At 68.4% G+C, this 22,004-nt stretch carries 26 protein-coding genes and 1 tRNA gene; 15 read left to right on the top strand and 12 right to left on the bottom strand.

Annotated features, from left to right (window positions below; genetic code table 11):
• Positions 1 to 106: 106 nt before the first annotated feature.
• Positions 107 to 183 (top strand) — tRNA-Pro (locus ACYVL2_RS02205).
• Between the two features lie 161 nt (positions 184 to 344).
• Positions 345 to 953, top strand: coding sequence for a hypothetical protein (locus ACYVL2_RS02200; RefSeq protein ID WP_460539744.1), 609 nt, complete (start codon positions 345 to 347; stop codon positions 951 to 953).
• 88 nt (positions 954 to 1,041) lie between these two features.
• On the opposite strand, the gene ACYVL2_RS02195 is transcribed toward ACYVL2_RS02200, so the two are convergent.
• The 4 genes from ACYVL2_RS02195 to ACYVL2_RS02180 all read right to left on the bottom strand — a co-directional run bounded on the left by ACYVL2_RS02195 (position 1,042) and on the right by ACYVL2_RS02180 (position 5,017).
• Complete coding sequence (locus ACYVL2_RS02195; RefSeq protein WP_460539742.1) at positions 1,042 to 1,365, bottom strand: DUF3817 domain-containing protein; 324 nt, start codon at positions 1,363 to 1,365, stop codon at positions 1,042 to 1,044.
• A 171-nt stretch (positions 1,366 to 1,536) separates the two neighbouring features.
• Complete coding sequence (locus ACYVL2_RS02190; RefSeq protein ID WP_460539740.1) at positions 1,537 to 2,199, bottom strand: pentapeptide repeat-containing protein; 663 nt, start codon at positions 2,197 to 2,199, stop codon at positions 1,537 to 1,539.
• Between the two features lie 58 nt (positions 2,200 to 2,257).
• Positions 2,258 to 3,691 (bottom strand): collagen-binding domain-containing protein, encoded by a 1,434-nt coding sequence (locus tag ACYVL2_RS02185; protein WP_460539738.1) that lies wholly within the window; start codon positions 3,689 to 3,691, stop codon positions 2,258 to 2,260.
• Between the two features lie 180 nt (positions 3,692 to 3,871).
• A complete protein-coding gene (locus tag ACYVL2_RS02180; RefSeq protein ID WP_460539736.1) occupies positions 3,872 to 5,017 on the bottom strand; it encodes a DUF5925 domain-containing protein in 1,146 nt (381 codons plus the stop codon).
• Positions 5,018 to 5,147: 130 nt separating this feature from the next.
• Here ACYVL2_RS02180 and ACYVL2_RS02175 point away from each other — a divergent pair, with 130 nt between their 5' ends.
• The 3 genes from ACYVL2_RS02175 (at position 5,148) to ACYVL2_RS02165 (ending at position 9,276) form a co-directional block, all read left to right on the top strand.
• Positions 5,148 to 7,178 carry a cytochrome c oxidase assembly protein gene (locus tag ACYVL2_RS02175; protein ID WP_460539734.1) on the top strand — a complete coding sequence of 677 codons (2,031 nt, stop codon included), beginning with the start codon at positions 5,148 to 5,150 and terminating at the stop codon, positions 7,176 to 7,178.
• A 77-nt stretch (positions 7,179 to 7,255) separates the two neighbouring features.
• Positions 7,256 to 8,401, top strand: coding sequence for a trans-sulfuration enzyme family protein (locus ACYVL2_RS02170; RefSeq protein ID WP_460539732.1), 1,146 nt, complete (start codon positions 7,256 to 7,258; stop codon positions 8,399 to 8,401).
• A gap of 86 nt (positions 8,402 to 8,487) precedes the next feature.
• Positions 8,488 to 9,276: a class I SAM-dependent methyltransferase gene (locus ACYVL2_RS02165; RefSeq protein WP_460539730.1), complete on the top strand. Its 789-nt coding sequence runs from the start codon at positions 8,488 to 8,490 to the stop codon at positions 9,274 to 9,276.
• Here the strand turns inward: ACYVL2_RS02165 and ACYVL2_RS02160 are convergent.
• Genes ACYVL2_RS02160 through ACYVL2_RS02150 form a run of 3 tightly spaced genes read right to left on the bottom strand, consistent with a single transcriptional unit; the run spans position 9,273 to position 11,559 of the window.
• Positions 9,273 to 10,163: a 5-oxoprolinase subunit C family protein gene (locus tag ACYVL2_RS02160; RefSeq protein WP_460539729.1), complete on the bottom strand. Its 891-nt coding sequence runs from the start codon at positions 10,161 to 10,163 to the stop codon at positions 9,273 to 9,275. The two genes, ACYVL2_RS02165 and ACYVL2_RS02160, sit on opposite strands and share 4 nt — an antisense overlap.
• Positions 10,160 to 10,819, bottom strand: a complete 660-nt coding sequence (locus ACYVL2_RS02155; protein WP_460539727.1) for a 5-oxoprolinase subunit B family protein — start codon at positions 10,817 to 10,819, stop codon at positions 10,160 to 10,162. Before ACYVL2_RS02155 ends, ACYVL2_RS02160 begins: the two co-directional genes overlap by 4 nt.
• Entirely contained in the window at positions 10,816 to 11,559 is a 744-nt protein-coding gene (locus tag ACYVL2_RS02150) for a LamB/YcsF family protein (RefSeq protein ID WP_460539725.1), read from the bottom strand. Before ACYVL2_RS02150 ends, ACYVL2_RS02155 begins: the two co-directional genes overlap by 4 nt.
• Before the next feature lie 178 nt (positions 11,560 to 11,737).
• Between ACYVL2_RS02150 and ACYVL2_RS02145 the strand changes: the two genes are divergently transcribed.
• The 7 genes from ACYVL2_RS02145 (at position 11,738) to ACYVL2_RS02115 (ending at position 15,677) form a co-directional block, all read left to right on the top strand.
• Positions 11,738 to 12,685 carry a glycoside hydrolase family protein gene (locus ACYVL2_RS02145; protein WP_460539723.1) on the top strand — a complete coding sequence of 316 codons (948 nt, stop codon included), beginning with the start codon at positions 11,738 to 11,740 and terminating at the stop codon, positions 12,683 to 12,685.
• Between the two features lie 70 nt (positions 12,686 to 12,755).
• Entirely contained in the window at positions 12,756 to 13,157 is a 402-nt protein-coding gene (locus tag ACYVL2_RS02140) for a YbaB/EbfC family nucleoid-associated protein (protein WP_460539721.1), read from the top strand.
• A 2-nt stretch (positions 13,158 to 13,159) separates the two neighbouring features.
• A complete protein-coding gene (locus ACYVL2_RS02135) occupies positions 13,160 to 13,486 on the top strand; it encodes a WXG100 family type VII secretion target (RefSeq protein WP_460539719.1) in 327 nt (108 codons plus the stop codon).
• Positions 13,487 to 13,511: 25 nt separating this feature from the next.
• Positions 13,512 to 14,009, top strand: a complete 498-nt coding sequence (locus ACYVL2_RS02130) for a WXG100 family type VII secretion target (RefSeq protein ID WP_460539717.1) — start codon at positions 13,512 to 13,514, stop codon at positions 14,007 to 14,009.
• Positions 14,010 to 14,061: 52 nt separating this feature from the next.
• Entirely contained in the window at positions 14,062 to 14,586 is a 525-nt protein-coding gene (locus ACYVL2_RS02125) for a hypothetical protein (protein ID WP_460539715.1), read from the top strand.
• Positions 14,583 to 15,122 carry a hypothetical protein gene (locus ACYVL2_RS02120; RefSeq protein WP_460539713.1) on the top strand — a complete coding sequence of 180 codons (540 nt, stop codon included), beginning with the start codon at positions 14,583 to 14,585 and terminating at the stop codon, positions 15,120 to 15,122. Before ACYVL2_RS02125 ends, ACYVL2_RS02120 begins: the two co-directional genes overlap by 4 nt.
• A gap of 36 nt (positions 15,123 to 15,158) precedes the next feature.
• On the top strand, positions 15,159 to 15,677 hold the full coding sequence (locus ACYVL2_RS02115; RefSeq protein WP_460539711.1) for an SUKH-4 family immunity protein: 519 nt from the start codon (positions 15,159 to 15,161) through the stop codon (positions 15,675 to 15,677).
• A gap of 99 nt (positions 15,678 to 15,776) precedes the next feature.
• On the opposite strand, the gene ACYVL2_RS02110 is transcribed toward ACYVL2_RS02115, so the two are convergent.
• Positions 15,777 to 16,235: a DUF1707 SHOCT-like domain-containing protein gene (locus ACYVL2_RS02110; RefSeq protein WP_460539709.1), complete on the bottom strand. Its 459-nt coding sequence runs from the start codon at positions 16,233 to 16,235 to the stop codon at positions 15,777 to 15,779.
• A 102-nt stretch (positions 16,236 to 16,337) separates the two neighbouring features.
• On the opposite strand from ACYVL2_RS02110, the gene ACYVL2_RS02105 reads away from it, so the two are divergent.
• Positions 16,338 to 17,480 (top strand): NADH-quinone oxidoreductase subunit D, encoded by a 1,143-nt coding sequence (locus ACYVL2_RS02105; RefSeq protein ID WP_460539707.1) that lies wholly within the window; start codon positions 16,338 to 16,340, stop codon positions 17,478 to 17,480.
• Positions 17,481 to 17,482: 2 nt separating this feature from the next.
• On the opposite strand, the gene ACYVL2_RS02100 is transcribed toward ACYVL2_RS02105, so the two are convergent.
• Positions 17,483 to 18,157 carry a hypothetical protein gene (locus ACYVL2_RS02100; RefSeq protein ID WP_460539705.1) on the bottom strand — a complete coding sequence of 225 codons (675 nt, stop codon included), beginning with the start codon at positions 18,155 to 18,157 and terminating at the stop codon, positions 17,483 to 17,485.
• A gap of 90 nt (positions 18,158 to 18,247) precedes the next feature.
• Between ACYVL2_RS02100 and sigJ the strand changes: the two genes are divergently transcribed.
• Together sigJ and ACYVL2_RS02090 are read left to right on the top strand one after the other, a co-directional pair.
• Positions 18,248 to 19,150, top strand: a complete 903-nt coding sequence (sigJ, locus tag ACYVL2_RS02095; protein WP_460539704.1) for an RNA polymerase sigma factor SigJ — start codon at positions 18,248 to 18,250, stop codon at positions 19,148 to 19,150.
• A gap of 11 nt (positions 19,151 to 19,161) precedes the next feature.
• Complete coding sequence (locus tag ACYVL2_RS02090) at positions 19,162 to 19,635, top strand: carboxymuconolactone decarboxylase family protein (protein ID WP_460539702.1); 474 nt, start codon at positions 19,162 to 19,164, stop codon at positions 19,633 to 19,635.
• A 96-nt stretch (positions 19,636 to 19,731) separates the two neighbouring features.
• Here ACYVL2_RS02090 and ACYVL2_RS02085 read toward each other — a convergent pair whose 3' ends face one another.
• The 3 genes from ACYVL2_RS02085 to ACYVL2_RS02075 all read right to left on the bottom strand — a co-directional run bounded on the left by ACYVL2_RS02085 (position 19,732) and on the right by ACYVL2_RS02075 (position 21,993).
• Entirely contained in the window at positions 19,732 to 20,046 is a 315-nt protein-coding gene (locus tag ACYVL2_RS02085; RefSeq protein ID WP_460539700.1) for a DUF1416 domain-containing protein, read from the bottom strand.
• Between the two features lie 28 nt (positions 20,047 to 20,074).
• Entirely contained in the window at positions 20,075 to 20,926 is an 852-nt protein-coding gene (locus ACYVL2_RS02080) for a sulfurtransferase (RefSeq protein WP_460539698.1), read from the bottom strand.
• Positions 20,927 to 21,264: 338 nt separating this feature from the next.
• Positions 21,265 to 21,993 (bottom strand): LmeA family phospholipid-binding protein, encoded by a 729-nt coding sequence (locus tag ACYVL2_RS02075; protein ID WP_460539696.1) that lies wholly within the window; start codon positions 21,991 to 21,993, stop codon positions 21,265 to 21,267.
• Positions 21,994 to 22,004: the final 11 nt, after the last annotated feature.

Raw genomic sequence — 22,004 nt, 5'->3', positions numbered from 1 at the left:
ACAGAACAGCTGAATATCGGGTTGTGGCGCAGTTTGACTGCGCTCAGGCCGCAAGCGGCGGCACCTCGTTCGGAACGAGGGATCGCAGGTTCAAATCAATAAACATCGGGTTGTGGCGCAGCTTGGTAGCGCACCTCGTTCGGGACGAGGGGGTCGCAGGTTCAAATCCTGTCAACCCGACCAATTGAAGGGGCCGTAAGGCCCCTTTTTTCGTGCGTGTGCGGGGCCCGCGGCACCTGGTGGCGCATCGTCGGAGCCGGGATTGTCGGTCGTCTCCGTACCCTCGAATCGGTAAGCGAATAACGCAGCGTAGTCGATGCGCGACCGATTGAGCGGAGGGTGTCATGACGCTACCGAAACCGTCAGAACGTTCCGGAGCCGAGCTCATCGCCAAGGAGCTCGCCTTCGAAGCCATGAAGTGGCTGCTCCGGCACGGAGGAGACGCCACCCGGCTCTCAGAGCTGGGCCTGGCGGCTCTGGCCTGGGCCGGAGCCGAGCCCGACGAACGAAACTCCCAGCTGCTCCGAAGCGACACCGAATCCGGTGGGGACTCGCCTCGGGCGCGGAACTTCGTTCGGAACACCGAGAACCGGGTCTGGGCCACCAAACCGATCCTCAAGGCGCGCGGATGGACCGATGCGGCCGTCCGCGACTTCCTGCCGGAACCGGAAGGCTTCAAACCGAACCCGCGGTTCGCCGGTAGCGGGCATCCGATGCCGGTGTGGCTGCCCGAAACCGTGGCCGAGGCCGAAGCCTCGAAGAACTGGCAGGTGTGGCTGCGCAAGTCCCTTCACCGCCGAGGCACCACCCTCCGCGCGGTCGCCGAGACCGACGACGATGACTTCCGCCGACGCCAGGAGGCGGTGCAGGCCGCCATCGACGCCTACCACCGGGCGCAGATCACCAGAACCGGCGCCATCGGCGTTCTCCGAAAGGAGGTCGAAGCAACGTAGCGGCGAGTGACGTCGCGACGCTGTCGATGAGGATCGGCGCGGTTGTGGCCCGCTGCGCGTCATGGGGACGACCGTCTGCGGGCTCCGGTCAGGCCGGAGCCGGCGCGGCGGCGTGCTCGGCCGCGAGAAGCTCCTCACGCTTGAGACGGTGGAACACGAACGGCGCCAGAGGGACCACCGCCGCGATGAGCGCGAGCAAGGTCGTTCCCAGACCCCACTCGAGGCGGCGGCGGATCACCAATGTCGCGACCACGAGGAGGACGAACAGGATGCCGTGGATGAGCCCGAGCGGCCCGACCAGGTCGATCTCGGAGATCCTGCTCAGCAGCGAACCGAAGACCAGGAGGATCACGAACGACCAACCTTCGGCCAAGGTCAGCATGCGGTAGCGGAACACGGGATTGGCGAACATGGCGGTCCTTGCCGTAGAGGTGGGAGGTACTTTCCCCGCATCGTAGGCTCGGCCTCGCCGCCGGTGCGGAGGCGTTGACCTTTCGTGACCGCTCGAACTCGCAGGGCCGGAAGTCGGCATGTTCACAACCGGGCTGGCGGCGCCCTTCGCAGTGTCGGCATCAGGCGGAAGCTAAGCGAGACGAAAACCGGCGGCGACCGCGAGCTCACCGGCGAGCGCGACGGCCTGGTCGGGCGTGATCAGCGAACCTTTCAGACTCATCAGGCCGGTGACGCCGCTGAGGTCGGCGCGACGCATGTCGCAGTCGCGGGCGTTCGACACGCGGGTGAAGTCCGCGCCTGGGAACTGGCAGTCGATGAACACGCACTTCGAAAGGTCGCCCATGAAGTTCGCGCTGGCGAATCGGCAGCGCTCGAATACGACCGGGCCCTTGGCGCTCGCGATCGAGATGGCGGCGAAGTCGGCGCGGCAGTCGGCGATGTAGACGTCGGCGGCGAGGGTGAACTGCGCCTGCCAGCCGACGAGCTGGCTTCCGGTGACTTCCAGCCGGCGGGCCGTGACCGGTTCCCAACGCCCGTTGGAGAGCACCGAGTGGTCGATAGAGGTGTCCACGATCTCCAGCGGTGAGAGCACGCACCCGGAGAAGTCGCAGTCCTTGACGGAGCTGGACTCCAGGACGCCGTCGCCGATGCCGTCCGACCAGTCGATGCCTTCGAGCAGCCGATCCCGGTATTCGAAGTCGTGGTCGAGCTCGTCGTCGAGCTTTTCGAGTGTCTCCGTCTCGACCACGGGCCGCCGCATCGAGCGGTCGTCGTCGATCTTCCTGAATCTCATAGGGCTCCCGTGCTGGTGCGGTCTCCCGCAGGCTACGGGAGCCTTATGACTTGCCGCGTTACTCGGTCGACTGGCGCCGCTTTCGGCTCGCGGTGACCGCGGCCGCGCCGCCACCGATCAGAGCGAGCGCCAAGAGCCCGAGCATCGCGATCGACGTGCCGGTCGACGGAAGGAAGCCGATGGGCTTGTGACTGCTCACGTCGTTGCTGGTCACCGGAGCGTGCGTCGGAGGCGGTGACGCCGATGTCGGCATCTCACTGGTCGGTGCGTCGGTGGTGGGCACCTCCGTGGTGGGCACATAGGTCGTAGGAGCGTCCGTGGTCGGTGCCTCGGTGGTGGGCACCTCCGTCGTCGTCGGCGGCGGCGTCGGCTCTATCTGCGAGTCGCAGGTCAGCTCAGCGGCGAACGGGAAATGGTGAAGTTCGCCGGAGTCAGCGGCGAGGGTGCCGAGCGCTGCGTTCGCGGCGACGATCTGCCCCTCCACATTGGCGGGTGCCAGATCGGTGAAATCGGCGTTGGGCGCGTAGACGCTGCCCTCGACCGTGTCGCCGCCCACGAGCGTCACGGCGGTGGCGTCATTGAAGTTCCAGAGGATGTACGGCGCCTGCGCGCCGCCAATGCCGGCCTGCGTGGGGACGTCCCAGCTGAAAACGCCCCCCGTCGCTGAGGTGTCGACGTTGATCAGCAGCGGTGAGGTCTCCGACGGCTGGTTCACGAAGTCGAGCTCGGACATGTTGTCGAGATCCTCGCCGGTGACTTCGAGGACGTTGGTCTGGCCCGCGGCTAGTTCGATGCGGATCTGCTGGCCGGGCAGCACCTGGCCTTTCTCGACGGTGGCTCCGCCCGCGTCCATCATCGCGACGGTGCTCGCGCACGCGGCCAGGATCTCCGAGTTCGACCTGAGAGCGGAGAACGCCGAGGCGAAGTCGATCGGTGAGGACTGCACGGAGTCGACCGGCTGCTGGACGGCGAGTTCGACGCGCGGAGTGCTCTCGTACCCGGCGCCTGCGGCGACGAGACGGGTGTCCACGCTCGCACCGTTCTGATCGACGATGAGCACGTCGGTGCCGGTGAGGTCGCCGACCTTGACATAGGAGGAACTGAGAATCCGTGCGATCCCTGCGTCCATGCTCTGGGAGAAATCGACTTGCCCGCCGACGACGAGCGAACTGGGCAGCGCGTCCGCGCCGTCTACAAACGAAGCGTGACCGTGAATGTCGATCTCGTAGAGACCGTCGAGCGTCAGGTCGCCGCCGGTCGCCAGCGGCCCCTCCATCTCGTTCTCGGTCAGTGAGGTGTCGCCCTCCACGAAGGCGTTGAAACCCAAGGCCGGATCGAGCGGGGAGATCGTCACCACCTCTGCCAGCGCCCGTTGGTTCCCGGCGGTGAGGGCCAGCGTCATCGCCGTGGCGGCACCGGCCGCTCCGAGGATGGACAGCCGAGCGGCCAGCCGGTGGCGGCGCGATCTGGGCAGAGTCGCGGATTCGGACATGGTTTCCCCCGTCGTGACAGACTTGTGACCCGGGGGAATCGGTGCCATCGTAGCGATGCATCAGCACATTTCACGCGATGGTGAACAGGTGCGAGTGTCGGATTCGCGCGAACGGCGGCTCAGGGAGACGTCACAGTCGTCGGCGATGGGCTCGGCGTGAATCCCTCCGGGCCCCGGCCGTCAGAGGTACTGCCCCACCGACTGGTGCGGGATCTCGGGGTCGGTGATCGTCGGGTCGGTGCCGCCCCGGCGGGCGTACAGCTCGGCCAGCGTCATCGGACTGGTCACCGACTCGCCGCCGAGCCAGTCGCTCGACTCCGACTGCGACAGCGCGCCGACCTCAATCTGCGCCAGGCAGCGGCCCGGGCGCACCACCGCCGGGTGCAGTCGGTCCAAGCGCTCGTTGGTCGTGATCGCCACCATGATCTCCCGGCCCTGACCGAGCAGGCCGTCGGTGAGGTTCAGCAGCCGCGCCAGCGACTGGCCCGAGGCCTCTTTCGCCTCGCCGCGGATCAGCTCGTCGCAGTCCTCCAGGATCATCAACCGCCAGCCGTCGCCGCGCGGACCGTCCTCGGCAAGGTGGATGTCCATCTCCGACCCGATGATCACCTCCATGAGGTAGGAGGGGTCGGCGAAGAACGCCTCCGGGTCCAGCACCGTGTCGACCTGGCACCATTCGGCCCATTCGCGCGCCAGCGCCCGCAACGCCGTGGTCTTCCCCGTCCCCGGAGGACCGTGGAGCAGCACCAGCCGCCCGGTCACGTCCGAAGGCTGCGTCGCCATCAGCTTCCCGAGCGCCGACGAGGCGTTGGAGGAGTAGTTGCATTCGATCTCGGGCCACCGCGGGGCCGCGATCGACCGGGTGGAACGAAACGGCCCGCGCGCCGAGCGATACCAGAACCCCATGTCGACCTTGTCGTCACCGACCTCCTCGGGGGAGCCGGCCTGGTCGACCACGAACGCGGCGATCTCGTCGGCGCGGTCGCGCGTCTCGGCGGTCACCACCGCCTGTCCCGAACCGTCGCGCCAGCGCTGCGTGCGCAGGGTCCAATCGTCACCGCGCACGAGCTGCAGGTAAGAGGACCCGGAGATCGAACGAACCAGCCGGCCGCCCTCGGGGATGAGGTCCAAGTCGTCGCCGACCGCCTCGAGCGCGCGCACCACCGCGTGCGGCTGCGTCCCGGCCACATACGCGTCCAGGCTCATGAGGTTGAGCACGTTCGAGGGATCGTCCGAACCGTCGAGAGTGAAGTGCATGTTCCCGAGGACACCGCCCGTTCCGTGCAGCAGCTGCTTGATGTCGCCGCGTTGTTCGATGATTCCCATTGCAGATCAGGATGCCTTACCGCCCCGACATACCGGCCTGCCGGTACAGCGGGGCTCGCGGGGAGTTCTTGAAGATAGGAAGCCCCACCCGGTGGGGCGTGAGCTGGAACATTCAGCCATGCTTGTTCACGTGAGCACGTCGACCGAGACCAGCGAAAACACTGCCGACACCCTACCGGACCCGCGCCGTTTCGGGCATTCGGGCCGCCGGGCGGCGACTGTGTTCTTCGCCGCTGTCATTGGAACGATTGCCGCGGTCCTGAGCCTGCAGTTCGGCGGCGCGGTCGACCTCGCGCCGATTCCTGGACTCAGGGCGGCCGACCCGGCCGTGACCTGGGTGTCCGGGCTGCTCGGCTACGCCTACGACCTGCTCATGCTCACCGCCGTCGGCTGCACCGTCGCCGCGGCGTTCTTCCTGCCGGGCCGCGCGGACGACCGGTCGCGACTGGCCGCGCAGTCCTGGCGGTGGCTGCGCATCGGCGCCGCCGCGTCCGGATTGTGGGCGCTGGTCGCCCTCGCCCGAATCCCCGTCGACTACGCCGACACCTTCGCACTGCCCCTGACGCAGGTCACGCCGGCGGGCTCGTGGTCGTATTTCACACAATCGGAGCAAGGCCAGAGCCTCGGCATCGCCGCGCTGCTCGCCGCCGCGGCCATGTTGATCGCCGCCCGATCGTTCCGAGTCGTCGGCGCGGTCGCCGCCGCGGCACTGGCGCTGGCGGCGTCACTGCCGCCGATCTTCACCGGCCACTCGGCCGCCAACGGCAACCACCAGATCGCCGTCGACGCCCTCATCGTCCACGTCGCGGCCGCCGCATTCTGGGTCGGCGGGCTGTTCGCGCTCTTCATCGCCCGCACCGGCCAAGCCGTGGCGGCCCGCCGTTACTCGGCCGCCGCCGCGCTGGCCTACCCGGCGATCGCCGCCTCCGGACTGATCGTGTTCCTCGCGAACGTCGACTTCGCCGACCTGTGGAATTCCGAGTACGGACTCATCGTCGTGGCCAAACTCGCCGTGCTCGCCGCCGGAGGCGTCGTCGGCTGGGCGCACCGCCGCCGCACCCTGCCCGCGGTGGCGGCCGGCGACCGCCGCGCCTTCGTGCGTCTGGCCGGGGTGGAGCTGATCCTCATGGCCGTCGCCTTCGGCCTGGCGTCCTCGCTGTCGGTCACGCCGCCGCCCGCCGAGGCGCTCCCGGACCCGAACACCGCCGTCCTCGGGTTCGCGACGCCGGGTCCGATGACGTTCTCCTCGATCGCTCTGGACTGGTACCCGTCGGTCATGTTCTGCACCGCCGCCGTGTTCGGCGTCGGCTTCTACATCGCCGGCGTGGCGCGGCTGCGTCGCCGCGGCGACTCCTGGCCCTGGTACCGCACCGGCCTGTGGATCGCCGGCTGGGCGGTCATCGTCCTGGTCACCTCGTCGGGGCTCGGCAAATACGGGATGGTGCTGTTCAGCGCCCACATGGTCCAGCACATGGCGCTCAACATGCTCGCTCCGATCTTCCTGGTCCTGGCCGCGCCGGTGACGCTGGCGCTGCGCGCCCTGCCGCCCGACCGGGCCGGTGGACCCAGAGAGTGGATCGTCGCGGTCGTGCACTCGCGCTTCTCGCGCCTGGTGTGCCGACCGCTGGTCGCGCTGCTGATCTACCTGACCAGCCTCTACCTCATGTACTTCACCGGCCTGTTCGCATGGGCCATGGAGTCCCACTTCGGGCACCTGTTCATGACCTCGCACTTCCTGATCGCGGGGGCGCTGTTCTTCTGGATCGTCATCGGTCCCGACCCGAAGCCCCGGCCTTTGTCGTACCCGGCGAAGGTCCTGCTCTACTTCGTCTCGATCGTCTTCCACGCCGTGTTCGGGCTCGCGCTGATGATGGGCACGATCCTCATCGCCGGCGACTGGTACACCGCCCTGGCGCTGCCGTGGGTCGACGACCTGCTCGCCGACCAGCGCGCCGGCGGCGGCATCGCGTGGGCCTTCGGCGAAATCCCCAGCCTGATCATCATCGGCGTGCTCATCGCCCAATGGGCGCGCTCGGAGGAACGCGAGGGCCGCCGCCTGGAGCGCATGGCCGAACGCGCCAGCGAGAGCGGGCGCCCCGAGGACGACCCGCACGAGGTCTACAACGCCTACCTCGCCGGGCTCGACCAGGAACGACGCTGAGTGCGCATTAGCAGACGCAACCGGAAATTAAGGCCAATCCATAGATTCGGGCTGTTCGAATCCGTAGCCTCGGCCTCATGAGCGACAAGCGACCTCGGTTCGAGACCCTCGCCGTCCACGGCGGCGAGCACCGACCGGCCGAACGCGGCTCGGTCGTGTATCCGGTCTACCAGGGCACCGTCTTCGAGACCGCGCCGGGAGACTCGCTCGAAGCGGCGCCGTACATCCGCCTCGGCACCAACCCCTCGCAGCGTCACCTGCACCGCAGGCTCGCCGCGCTCGAAGGCGCTGAGGCCGCGGTCGCCACCGCCTCCGGCATGGCCGCACTGACCACCGTCCTGCACTCGGTCCTCGATACCGGGTCGCACCTCATCGCAGCGGGTACGTTCTACGGCGGCACGGACCGGTTCCTGGCCGACCACGCCGAACGACTCGGCTGGAGCTACGACACCGTGGACCCGTGCGACCCCGACGCCTGGGCGAGCGCGCTGCGCCCCGGCACCAAAGCGCTCCTGGCCGAGACGATCACCAACCCGCTGGCGCGCGTCGGCGACCTGCCGGGTCTGGCGGACTTCGCCCGAGGCCACGGCCTGACCTCGATCATCGACAACACCCTGGCCACGCCCGTGGTCTTCCGCCCCCACACGGTCGGCTTCGACGCGGTCTGCCACTCGGCGACCAAGGCGCTCAACGGCCACTCCGACATCACTGCGGGCGTGGTGACCGGCTCGCGTGCCTTGATCGACCGGGTCGAAGCGGTCCTCGGCGTCTACGGCGGCAGCCTCGACCCCCACGCCGGTTTCCTGCTCGACCGCGGGCTCAAAACCCTGGCGCTGCGGGTGCGGGCGCAGAACGCCAACGCGCTCGCGGTCGCCCGACTCCTCGCCGCCCATGACAGGGTCGAACACGTCAGCTACCCGGGGCTGCCGGGCCATCCCGACTACGAGCGGGCGGCGGCGCTGCTGGACGGCTTCGGGTCGGTCCTGGCGTTCAGACCCGTCGGCGGCGCAGGCGCCGCCGAGGTGCTCATCAAGTCGCTGCGGCTGCCGTACGCCGCCTCCAGCCTCGGCGGAGTCGAATCGCTGGTCACCAGGCCCGCGATCGGCGGCGAGGCCGACGCGGACGAGGCGAACGGCCTCGGCCCCGAACTGGTCCGGTTCTCGGCCGGGATCGAAGCGACCGACGACCTCCTCGCCGATTTCGCGCAGGCCCTGGCGGGCTGACGCCCCAGCGGCCGCTGACGTCGGCGTCACCAATACTGTGGCCGGAGCGGACGAATAGTCCACGCGATCCGTTCAAGGGGGCCATAGTGGGGGAATCTGACCGGATGACGCTGCACGCCATCACGAACGGCATGCAGGAACTTGCGACCGCCGTGGAACGTCTGGGGCGCACGCAGCAGGCGATCGTGGAGCGGCTCGAGGCCCTCGAACGGCAGGTGGAGCGCGACGGCAAGGCCGTCAAGGGCGGCGCCCGCCGCGGCTACGCGCAGACCGAAGACCTCATGGCGCTGTACCGCTACATCGATCCGGGGACCGCGTTGCCGCGCATGCGCGGCTGGGCGGCCGGCCCGGAGCTGCTGCGGTATCTGTACGAAGAGGTCGTAGCACACCGGCGATCTCAGGTGCTCGAATGCGGTTCGGGGACGACCACGGTCATCTTGGCCTACGCCGTCCGGGCCTTGGGTTCGGGAAGGGTGACGGCGCTCGAACACGACCGTCACTTCGCCGAGGCGACGCGCCGCGAGCTGCGCGAGAGAGGGCTCGTCGAGTGGGCCGAAGTGGTCGACGCCGAGCTCGCCGACGTGGAACTGGCGGAGGGGACGTGGCGCTGGTACGACCCCGCGGCGCTGCCCGAAGGCGGCATCGATCTGCTGCTCGTGGACGGCCCTCCCGGAAACACCGGCCCCGAGGCCCGGTACCCGGCGCTGCCGCTGCTGGCCGACCGGCTGGCCGACGACGCACTGGTGGTGCTGGACGATGCGAACCGCTCCGACGAGCGCCGCATCGCCGAGAAATGGCTTGAACGGCACCCGCGATGGGGCTCCCGGCGGCTGGACCACGATCGCGGCACCCTGGTGTTGACGAGCGCGGCCTAGGGTCGCTCGTCCCAGTGCGGCACCGGGATCGGCGCGAAGCGGATCCTCGTGCCCGGCCGGGCCTGTGCCGCCGCCGCCAGCGCCGCCGGACCCACCACCCCGATCACCGGGTAGCCTCCCGTGGTCGGGTGGTCGGCGCCGAACAGGATCGGCTGCCCGTTCGGCGGCACCTGCAGGCTCCCGGCGAGAATGCCCTCGCTGGGCAGCTCCCGGCCCGGGTCCCGGTGCGGCAGGGGCGGGCCGGTCAGCCGCAGGCCGATGCGGTTGGAGTGCTCTGAGACCGTCCACACTCCTCTGGCGAGTTCGCCGGTCGCGTCGTCGGCGAACCAGTCGAGCCGCGGACCGAGGTGCAGCTTCATCACCATCTCGTCGCTCACGCCCGCCCACGGCGCGGGCCACTGGGTCGGCAGCGGCGGATGCGCGGGGCTGGGCCCGAGCGGGATGGTGTCGCCGTCCTCCACCGGCGCGGGCCCGAGCCCGGAGAGCAGATCCGTCGAATGCGATCCGAGGCTGGCCTTCGGGTGGAGTCCGCCCGAGAAGGCGAGGTACGAACGCACGCCCACCTCGGCCGGCCCGGCGTCCAGCACCGAACCGGCCGGCAGCTTCACCGGCTGCCCCCAGGACTCGGGGTGGCCGTCGACCGTCACCGAGCACGATGCGCCGCCGACGACGACGGTCACGTCGCGGTGGGCCCGCACCGTGCAGCCGGTCAAAGTCGTCTCGAGCGCGCAGGCGCCGGTCGGGTTGCCGGCCAGTTGGTTCGCGAGTCTCCAAGAAGGACGATCGGCCGCTCCTGACGGCGGCACCGCCAGGTGCGCCCAGCCGGGCCTGCCGGCGTCCTGGCAGGTGGTGAGCACGCCGGCGCGGAGGATCTCGATGTGGCTCATACTTTCACCGCCGCGAAGCGCACGCGAGTGCCGGGCACCAGCAGGGCCGCGGGTTCCCGGTGCTCGTTCCACAGGCGTCCCGGGTTGGTCATCGTCGCGATCAGCTGCCAGCCGCCGGGGCTCGATCGCGGATACACGCCGGTATACGTTCCGGCGACGCCGACTGATCCGGCGGGAACGGATTGGCGCGGCTGCCGGTGACGCGGGGTGTGGTACCGCTCGGGCAGCCCTTCGAGGTAGGCGAACCCGGGGGTGAAGCCGCAGAAGGCCGCCTCGTATTCGAAGGAGGCGTGGATGTCGGCGACCTCGTCGGCGCTGACCCCCCACATCTCGGCGACGGCGTTCATGTCGGGCCCGTCGTAGCAGACGGGAATCTCGATGCTGTCCCCGCGCGGTTCGCTGTCGTCGGTGAGCACCCAGTCGGGGATCTCGGCGGCCAGGAGATCGGGTTCCTCGACGCCGTCGACCAGGACGCTGGTCGCGCCGGGCACGAGGTCGGTCGCTTCGAGCGAGCCGTTGACGCGGCGCGCCTGAAGTGCCCGGAAGCAGGCGCGGGCGGCTTCGCCGGTGCCGCAGTCGATGAGAACGCCGCGCGGCCCTGAGGGCAGGGGCCTGAGCCGTCCGCCCGGTGTGGTGCGGCTTGGCGGGACAGTCACGTGAAGGCCTCCACTTTGATGCCTTTGTTGTCCAATGCGGAACGTATGGCGCCGGCTGTGGCCACCGCCGCACGGCTGTCGCCGTGGACGCAGATCGAGTCCGCCTCCACCGCGATCCGGGTGCCGTCGGTCGCGGTGACCCGGCCGATGGTCGCGAGGTCGACCGCATGCGCCACCGCGGTGACCCCGTCGAGGAGTGCCCCGGCGTCACCTCGCGGGACGAGGCGGCCGTCGGGACGGTAGGCCCGGTCGGCGAACGCCTCGCCGACCACGCGGATTCCCGCTGCCCGGGCGGAGCGTTCGAGCTCGGTCCCGGTCTGGCACAGCAGCGTCTCCACCCCCGCGATGCTCATGCCTTCGATGACGGCACCGGCCTGCCCGGGGTCGCGTCCTGCTCGATGATAAAGCGCTCCATGTGGTTTCACGTATCCGACCTCGCTTCCGGCCGCCTGTGCGAATACCCGGAGGGCGCCGATCTGATACGCGATCTCTGCCGCCAATTCTTGTGGCGGCACCGCCATTTCGCGGCGGCCGAATCCGGCCAGATCTCGGTACGACACCTGGGCGCCGATGGCGACGCCGCCGGCGGCCGCCGTCTCGCAGACGCGGCGGAGGGTGATCGGATCGCCGGCGTGGAAGCCGCAGGCGACGTTGGCGCTCGTGACCACGCTAAGGAGTCCGGCGTCGTCGGTGAGTTCCCAGCGCCCGAAACCCTCCCCCAGGTCCGCGTTGAGGTCCATGTCTTCACGTTACCGGAACCGTTGAAAACCGGGCGCTTCAGGAAGGGCGTGCGAAACCTCCACCGGTCCGGCGCGCGGTCGGAGCGACCCTCGCCGTGCAGGTGCGGGAGGTGTGAGGCAGAATGATTGGAAAGCGCTATCCATATGCGTTCAATGTCACCCGACCCTGGGAGGACCGATGACGACCGGCCAGACGCAGCAGCGCCGCGCCCCCGCCCCGCTCTACACCGACCCCGTCTTCGGAGGGCCGACCGATCCGACCGTCGTCTACGACCCGGCCGGACGACGGTGGCACCTGTTCTACACCCAGCGCCGCGCCGACCAGCCGGACGCGGGCGTCGCCTGGGTCCACGGCACCGACATCGGTCACGCCACCAGCCCCGATGGTCGCGAATGGACGTACGAGGGCACCCTCGCCGGCCCCGACTGCGAACGCGGGAACACCTGGTGGGCCCCGGAGGTGGTGCGTCACGACGGCGCTTGGCACATGTACGTGACCTTCCTCGAAGGCATCCGCGACGACTGGACCGGCCCGGCGGAGATCCGCCACTACACCTCCGAGGACCTCGGCGACTGGACCTACCGGTCGACGATCGATCTCGATTCCGAGCGCGCCATCGACGCCGCCGTTCATCGACTCCCGGACGGCAAGTGGCGCATGTGGTACAAGGACGAGCGGCGCGACTCGCACATCTATGCGGCCGACTCGGACGACCTGTTCGAGTGGAAGACCGCCGGCCCGGTGCTCGAGAACCGGCCCCAGGAGGGACCGACCGTCTTCGAGCTGGGCGGCGTGTGCTGGATGGTCACCGACGGCTGGTCGGGCCTGCCGGTATACCGCTCCACCGACATGCGCTCGTGGCACCCGCAGCCGATGCCGTTGCTGGCGGCGCCGGGGCGGCGCCCGTACGACGAGGCTCTCGGGCGCCACGCCATGGCGCTGCCGCAGGGCGAGGATGAGGCCTTCCTCTATTACTTCACGCACCCCGGAGGAGGACGCCGCTCGACCGTCCAGGTCGCCAGGCTCTATGTCCGCGATGGATGGTTGCGGTGCGAACGGGATCACCCGTTCACTTACGCCCCAGAGCCATCGATCGCCCCGGTATTCCGGGGAGGCGACTTCTGAGAGCCGTTCCCGTAGCCGCGCCGAGATATAGTGAGTAAGGCTCGCAAAGCGGGCGGTGAAGGGAGCGTTGATGTTCGGAGAGGACGCCATAGCGCAGCAACTGGCGGAAGCGCGGTCGGCGCTGCGCAGCGCGGCGCAGTCCCCCGAGGACGACCAGGTCGGCGAAGTCACCGCCGAAGGGGCCGACGGACGGCTGCGGGTCACCATCGGTCCCGACGGCCGCGTCGAGCGGTTCGAACTCGATCCGCGCCTCATGCGCGAAGGCTCCCAGTACCTGGCCGAGGAGCTGAAGACGGCGGTCAACGCTGCCATGGACGATCGCGCCGCGGCAATGCAGACCGATGAGCCGGTCCCCGACATGGAGGCGGTCGACGCCACCCTCGAGGACCTGCAGGACCGGTCGATGAGGCAGATGCGTGAGATGAGCGCCTCCATCAACGACGTCATGCGCAAGCTCCACGGAAGGGAATAGCCGTGGCCGGCTTCGACATCGACCCCGAGAGCATGCGAGGGGCCGCCGACCAGATGGACGCGGCCAAGGAGGAGGTCCGAGCCCTCTACGACCAGTTCATGGGTGCGTTGGAACAGTTCGCCGACGCATTCGGCGGCGACGAGATCGGGATGCTCCTGGGCATCGCCCACCAGGCCTGCGCGGACGCGCTCAGCGAGTGCCTCGGCACGAACATCGACGAGCTCGAGGACTATGCGGCCTGCCTGCGCGAGATGGCCGACAACCACCAGACCTCGGACGACGAGGCGGCCAAGATCTTCGAGCAGCTGTTGGCCGAGCTCGAATCCTGAGCGGCCCCGGAACGAAAGGCACGCGATGGCGTACATCGATCTCCCCTCGGAGCTGGCGTACCTGCTGGGCATGCTCGGATACGACTGGCCCGAGTCCGACGAAGAGTCGATCTTCAACCTGGCCGGGGAATGGACCGGTATGGCCGACCAGATCGGCTCCAAGGTCGAAGCGCTCAACAGCGCGGCGCAGACGGTGCTGCAGGACAACTCCGGTGCGGAGGTGGACGCCTTCCAGTCCGAATGGGAGGACTTGGAAGGAGCGGCGCGCAACATCCTCGACGTCGCCGACCCCTCGAACCTCATCAGCATCGGCATGATGGTCGCCTCCGGTGTGGTGATGGCGCTGAAGATCCAAGTGATCGTGCAGCTGGCGATCCTCGCCTTCCAGATAGCCCAGGCCATCGCGACCGCCGCGGTGACCTTCGGCGCCTCGCTGGCGCAGATCCCGATCTTCAAGATCATCACAGGCATCATCGTCGACCAGCTCATCGGCATCGCGATCGAGACGGTGCTCAATGGCTAGAACCCGGGTCAACCCTCCGCGAAAGGGATTCAACGGCAGGTGCGCACGAGTCGTGGCCGCCACGCTGGACGATGTCAAGGCGTTCCGGACCGCGAAGGGCGGCGGCAAGAAGCCCGTCGTACTCGAGCTGAAGTACACGCCGGACATGAAGAAGAAGGACTTCAACCGCAAGGCGAAGGACCTCGTCCGACTCGGGCAGCAGGGCAAGCTCAAGCGGACCTTGGACACCAAGAGCATCCGCGATCCCGACATCACCAAGAAGCACCGCTCCCGGATGATCAAGAATCTGGCCGAGAAGCACAAGAACAACCCGAAGCTCAAACAGATCATCGAGCAGTTCAAAGGCAGCGAGAAAGGGCCGGATGGAAAGTGGCGGCCCAAATCGGTCACGGAGAAGGGGCAGCTGCGAGATCCCGATCATGTGCACGAACTGCAGCTCGGCGGACCTGACGACGTATCGAACCTCCGGTGGATGGATGCGCACACCAACCGTAAGATAGGCAGGGACATCTACCAGGCGCTGGAAGACGCCAAAGTCGCGGAGGGGACCCCGGTTATCGTGAGGATCGTGAGGTGACGGACGTGCTCGACGAGCTTCGGCGACGCATCGCCCTCGCTCGGGACACGGTCGACGCCGTCGAGTGGGACGGTCTCCCGCCGGTGGTCGGAGTCGGCTCGCCTCGCGAGTCCGTTTCCGGGATTCCCGATAGAGTCCTCGAGCTCTATTCCGTCTTCGACGGCTGCGAGGCCTTTCCGTTGATGGAGATCTCCGGATTTCAGGACGCGCAGAACGCGTTTCAGGCTCAGATCGGCGACAGTCCGTCCGAACAGGCCCTTCGCGACGAGGTGGGTATTGGAACCATGACGTCCTCGGACCTGGTGACGCTCTCCCGGTCGACCGGGGCGGTGAGCGTCTACTCCGATGACGATTTCATGTACTTCGAGGAGAGCGGGGAGCCTGTGGAGAAGCGGCTCTTCATACCGGATCCGGTCGAGTTCTTCACCGATCATCTGTTCGGCGAAAACTACCGACGGTATGTCGCTCCGGAAGAAGACGCAGATCCCGACGACTCGTGGTTGACGCTGCTGCGACGGGCGGGCCTGTCCGATTGACGGTAGTGCCGCGCACCCGACTGCTGAGGAAGTGAGATGGCCGCTTCACCGAAGTATCGATCGCTCTGGGGCGAAGACCGCATGGTCCCGTATCCGAAGGAGGCGTGGCTCGAACTCGGGTTTCCGGCCGACGCGCTTCCGGACGGCGATGAGGTTCCCATGGAAGTGGAGGTGGTCTATACCACCTTCCTCGAAGGCGACCTCGAAGCCTATGATCCGATCCAGTTGACCACCGATGACGGCAAACTCGATATCCTGCTCATCGTGGTCGGAGCAGTCCAGGACAACCCGAATCTTCTCTACGCCCTCGACCCCAAGACCGGGGAGATCGTCCAGTTCGATCTGGTCGAGCATGACATCCAGGGCGTGAACTCGAACTTCCGCTGCTTCGTCGAGTTCCTGTACCACTTCGCGCTGTTCGTGGAGGGCGACGAGGGCAAAGCCGGCCGAGCCGAGCGGGCCGCCGAGCTGCGGGCGACGCTCCAGCGCATCGACCCGAACGCGTTCCAGGACGACGCATGGTGGCCCTTGGTCTTCGACCAGCTGATGTCCTGATCCCGGCAGAGCCCGCTCGGTCGCCCTGACATGGACCGCCTGGGCGTTCGCGCCGCCGGGAGCGAAGTGTCTTGCGGCCGTGGGTGACGGCGACGCCGCTTAGAACAGTCCCAGTACGGCGCCCAGGACGAAGAGGATCAGCACCACCAGGATCGTGATCGCGATGTAGAGCAGCAGTTCGGGCCAGATCACGATGAGCACCACCGCGACCGCCGCCGCGATCAAGGCGGCCGCGCCGGCGAGGCGCCAGCGGCTCGGCCGCCGCACCATCTCCTCGCGCAAGTGCTGGTTCACCTTCGAGATGCTCGTCGGATTCACCGGCGTCGTCGGCTGCGAGAACTGCGCGTCCTGGAACACGGTCTGGTATCCGGGCGGCGGCAGCCGCTTCAGATCGGCCAGCAGCACGTCCAGCTCCGAATAGACCTTCGCGCCCATCGCCGCGTCGATGCGCTGCTGGTACTCGGCCACGTCGAGGCGCCCGTCCTCGACCGCCTGGCGCAGCTGGTCCAACACCAGCTGCCGATCCGACTCCGAGGCGCGCATCTGATCGCGATCCATTCGGCCACCTCCAACATAGGTTGCGATATCAAGGATGCCAGGCCAGGGCAACATGCCGCAGAGGACTTCCCTCCCGCGTCCGGACCTGCGACCATGAACCCCATGAGCGCAAGGGAAGAAGTCGTCGTCGGTGTCGGCTCGGGCACCGAGTCCACCGACATGGTGCTCAACATCGGGCCCCAGCACCCCTCGACCCACGGCGTGCTGCGCCTGCGCCTGCGCCTGGACGGCGAGCGCGTCACCGAGTGCGAGCCGATCGTCGGCTACATGCACCGCGGCGCCGAGAAGCTCTACGAGGTGCGCGACTACCGGCAGATCATGCTCCTTGCCAATCGCCACGACTGGCTCTCGGCGTTCTCGTCCGAGCTCGGAGTGGCACTGGCCGCCGAGCGGCTCGGCGAGATCGAGGTGCCCGAGCGGGCCGTCTGGCTGCGCATGGCCCTGGCCGAGATGAACCGGGTGCTCAACCACCTCATGTTCCTGGGGTCGTATCCGCTCGAGATCGGCGCGATCACCCCGATGTTCTACGCCTTCACCGAACGCGAGGTCCTCCAGGCGGTCTTCGAGGAGGCCAGCGGCGGGCGCATCCACTACATGTACAACTGCGTCGGCGGTCTGAAACAGGACGTCCCGGCGGGCTGGGAGGACCGGGCCCGCCAGGCCCTCGACGAGACCGAGCGCGGGATGGTCCGCATGGACAAGATGCTGCGCCACAACGAGATCTTCGCGGCCCGTACCAAGGGCGTCGGGGTCCTCGACGCGGCCACCGCCGCGGCCTACGGTGTCTCGGGGCCGGTAGCCCGCGGTTCCGGCCTCGACTTCGATCTGCGTCGGGACGAGCCGTACCTGGCCTACGGGGAACTGGACGTGCCGGTGGTGCTGCTTGAGGAGGGCGACTGCTACGCCCGGTTCATGTGCCTGCTCGAGCAGGTCCAGGTCTCGCTCGACCTCGCGCGCGTCTGCCTCGACCGTGCCGCCGCCCTCGACGGCCCGGTGAACGTCAAGCTTCCCAAGATCTTCAAGCCCAAGGCCGGCGAAACGTATGTCTGGACCGAGAACCCCTTGGGCGTCAACGGGTACTACTTGGTGAGCCAGGGGGACAAGACGCCCTACCGGCTGAAGCTGCGCTCGGCGTCGTACTCGAACGTCCAAGCGCTGACGACGCTCATGACCGGCTGCCTCATTCCCGACATGATCGCCATCCTCGGCTCGATGTTCTTCGTCGTCGGCGACATCGACAAGTAGCGCTACCGGCACTCGTCCCTGGTCGAGGGGATCGGCTCGTCGGCTCCGGCGTCCCACCACCAGGTCTCGACGGTGCCGCCGCGGGCGCACTCGATGCGCCCGTACGCCTCGATCCGGGCTCCGGCGGCCTCCAGGCCCGGGTGGGCCTCGGCGAGTGTGATCCATCCGGGCCGCTCGGACGGCACTACGGCGCCGAAGGCCGCTCCCGAGGGCCGGCAGCCGGTCGTGAACGCGCCGCGCACAGCGGGCGCTTCGGTGTCGACGTCGAGGCGCACGTTGACGAACGCGGCGCTGGTGTGGCGCCAGTGGCCGTCGGATTCGGGCCGTTCGGTCCCGAAGTGGTCGGCCAGCGCCGCGCCCGCTTGGGCGAAAGCCACTTCGGGCTCGTCGGTGACGATGAGGAAGGTCCGCGTGTACTCGACGCCGTCGCGCACCGGCGTGAGCGAGCACGTGAGCGCCGCCGGCGGTCCTACGTGGAACTCGAAGGCGTCGCCGGCCAGCGCCGAGGCCGCCACGCCCACCGCCGCGTCGGCCGCCTCCCGGCCTTCGGCGGCGTCGGCCTGCTCGCGCACCGTCGCCCGCGTGCCGAAGAACGCGGCGGTGACCAGCAGTACCGCCCAGGCGGCCACGATGATCCGCAGCCGGCGGCGCCACGCGGGGGACACGTTCGAGAACACGACGCCCAGTGTGCCCTATCGAATTGAGAGACGCCGACCACAATCGGTGCGGTGCTGTCACACTTCGGTCTCATGTCTCGTCCTACTGACATGAACGAACCGAACGTCGGGTCGGAAGCCGAAGCGGCCGCCGCGGTGTTCGAGGAGCTGCGGCCCCGCCTCGTCGGCGTCGCCTACGGGCTCCTCGGCACGCTCGCCGAGGCCGAGGACGCCGTCCAGGAGGCCTGGATCAGGCTCCAGGGCAGCGACCTGGAGGCGATCGAGGACCTCACCGGATGGCTGGTCACCACCACGTCGCGGATCGCGCTCGACGTGCTGCGCTCGGCGCGCTCCCGCCGCGAGGCCTATGTCGGGCCGTGGCTGCCCGAGCCGGTCGAGACCGCGCCCGACCCGGCGGACACGGTGAGCCTGTCCGAGTCCCTGTCGTGGGCGATGCTCGTGGTCCTGGAGACCCTCGGACCGGCCGAGCGGGCCGCGTTCGTCCTCCACGACGTGTTCGGGCTCCCGTTCGAGGAGATCGGCAAGGCCCTGGGACGCAACCCGGCCTCGTGCCGCAAACTCGCCTCCCGGGCCCGCGAGCACGTCGAGGCCCGCCGGCCCCGCTTCGACGTCGACCCCAAGGAGCACCGCGACGTCGTCGAAGCCTTCGCCTCGGCCGCGACCTCGGGCGACGTCGACGGCCTGTTGCGCCTGCTCGCACCCGACTCGGTCTTGACCGCCGACGGCGGCGGCGTCGTCCGCGCCGCCCTCAACCCGATCCTCGGCGCCGACAAGGTCGCCCGGTTCATCGCCCGGACGCTCGTCAAATACGACGACATGACGATGCGCGCCACCGTCGTCAACGGCACCCCGGCGGTGGTGTTCTTCACCGGCGGCGCCGTGTGCTCGGTGATGACCCTCGGGATGAGCGGGGGACGCATTACGACCATCGACGCCGTCCGCAACCCCCACAAGTTCCACGGCCTGCGCTCCACCGGCGCGGGCGACCGTTGAAAGGAAACACCATGGAAGCCCGTCTCAACCTCCACGACAACGAGTTCGGTCAGCGGTTCTACCGCCGGTTCAACGCCGCCGGGAAGGTCGTCTCCGACTCCACGCTCCCGAAGGAGATCCAGGAGCTGGTGAAGATCCGCGCCAGCCAGATCAACGGCTGCGCCTTCTGCACCGACATGCACAGCAAGGAGGCCCTCGCCGCAGGCGAGACGACCCAGCGGATCGTCCTGACCGCGGCGTGGCGCGACGCGGGCGTCTTCTCAGACGCCGAGCGGGCGGCGCTCGCCCTCACCGAAGAGGGCACCCGCATCGCCGACGCCGGCACCGGCGTCAGCGAAGAGACCTTCGAAGCGGCCCGCAAGCACTTCGACGAGGACCAGATGGCCGCCTTGATCGCCCTCATCGCGGTGATCAACACCTACAACCGCCTGTCGGTCATCTCCGGATTGCCCGGCGGCGACTACCAGGTCGGCCAATACGCCTGACCGCCTTCTGGAACACCCGCGGAAGAAAAGGGCGGGGCCGCATAGCGGCCCCGCCCCTTCCTGACTGGGTGCGAGCTGAATCGTCCCGGTCGGTCTCTAGCGGCTCACGGACAGCTTGGTCTCGTTGAGGCCCTGCACGGCCTCGACCTCGCCGGTGGCGTCGCCGAAGCGCGACAGCGCCCGCAGCGTCCACTTGCCCGGGGCGGCGAAGAAACGGAACTGGCCGCCCTCGCCGGTCACCACCTCGGCGGTGAACTCCCCGGAGCCGTCCAGCAGGCGCACATAAGCGCCCTGCACGAGCTCGCCTTCGTCATTGACGACCGTGCCGGTCAGCACGGTCTCCTTCTCCAGGTCGACCGACGCCGGAAGGGCCGTGTCCTGGGCGGGCGCACCGCAACCATCTGCAGCCATGGGTTTTCCTCTCTGAACCGTCGCCGGTCTACTTGGAGCCGGGCTCGTCGCCGAGCGCGATCGGCACGCCGACCAGGGAGCCGTACTCGGTCCACGAGCCGTCGTAGTTCTTCACGTCCTCGTAGCCGAGCAGCTCGCGCAGCGCGAACCAGGTGTGGCTCGAGCGCTCGCCGATGCGGCAGTACGCGATGGTCGACTTGGACTCGTCCAGGCCGGCCTCCTTGACGTAGAGCTCGCGCAGCTCTTCGTTGGACTTGAAGGTGCCGTCCTCGTTGGCGGCCTTGCTCCACGGCACGCTCAGCGCGGTCGGGACGTGGCCGGCGCGCTGGCTCTGCTCCTGCGGCAGGTGCGCCGGGGCGAGCAGTCGCCCGGCGTACTCGTCGGGGGAGCGCACGTCGATGAGGTTCTTGGCGCCGATGGCGTCGACGACCTCTTCGCGGAGGGCGCGGATGGACAGGTCCTGCGGCTTGGCGACGTAGTCGGTGCGCTCGCGCTCGGGGACCTCGGTGGTCAGCGGGCGGGCGTCGAGCTCCCACTTCTTGCGGCCGCCGTCGAGGAGCTTGACGTTGTCGTGGCCGTAGAGCTTGAAGTACCAGTAGGCGTAGGCGGCGAACCAGTTGTTGTTGCCGCCGTAGAGGACGACGGTGTCGTCGTTGCTGATGCCGCGCTCGCTGAGCAGCTGGGAGAACTGCTCCTGGTTGACGAAGTCGCGTCGGATCGGGTCCTGGAGGTCGTCCTTCCAGTCGATCTTGATCGCGCCCTTGATGTGGCCGGAGTCGTAGGCGGTGGTGTCCTCGTCGACTTCGACGAACACCACGCCCGGGCTGTCGAGGTTCTCTTCCGCCCAGTCGGCGGTTACCAGCACGTCTTCACGAGCCATGGTCGTTCTCTCCTGATCCCTAGGTGGGTATTGCTGCACTTGGTCTGACTGAGTTCGAGAGCGGGCCGGTGCGCGGGTTCGGAACTCGTCGAGCAGGGAGAATCCAGGCGGATACATGCCGTGGGAGATGAGTTGAAGCCTTGCTCTTAATGTGCGCACGCCGGGCCGCATAGCGGCGACTACCCTGAGGGCCAGTCGCCTAGGGCATTCGACAGAGCGTGGTCGCGATCCTGCAGAAGTCGATCGCGCGCCGCTTGGTGAGCATCGGCTTGCGCATGGGCAGAACGCTAGCAGACATCCCGGCCCGTGACCACACCCCTCTCGCGATGCGGTACGCCTCAGGTGAGCACGACGTCACGGGCCGAGCCGGTCACCTCCATCGAGTTCTCGGTGAAGTGGATCTCGGTCAGCTCGATGCCGTAGGGCAGCTCGGGAAGGTCGAAGGTGGTGTTGAACTGCTGGGTGTACTGGTCGAGCAGCTCCTGGCCGCCTTCGGGCAGGACCCCTTCGGCGGGCTCGAACCGTTCGGTGTCGATGCGGAGGGCGCCGTCGACCAGTTCGATCTGACCGGTGCCGGTGATCGCGACCTCTTGGCCGAATGCCTCGGCGACGGCGTCGATGCGCACGGTGCCGCCGCTCTCGACGCTCACTTCGAAGTCGACGAAGTCGTCGACCAGGTTCGAGAGCGCCTCCAGCGCGATCGTGCCGCTGGCGTCGACCGTGGCGGCGGTGACCCGGCCTTCGCCGTCGATGAACTCGCGCCAGTCGGCCTCGACGTCGTTCGCGACGAGGTCGAGGGTGGGGAAGGTCAGTCCGTTCGCGCCGACCTCGCGCAGGGAGATGTCGATCTGCTCGAAGTCGCCGGACCAGGCCTGGGTGACGAACGGCCAGCCGTGGACGGTGACGTCGGGGCGCTGGTCGGAGTAGGCGCCGTGGTCGGCGGCGGTCTCGGCGACCTCCGTGGCGATGCGGCGTTCGGCGACGGCGTTGGCGACCCGGTCGCCGAGGGCCAGCACGGCTGCGACGATGACGAGGGTGATGAGCAGGTAGCGGACGAACTTGCCCACAGGGGTCTCCA

The sequence above is a fragment of the Glycomyces halotolerans genome (genome assembly GCF_054779575.1).
Note: the sequence above shows the minus strand (reverse complement) of the source record. Positions and strands in the feature narration are given on the sequence as shown.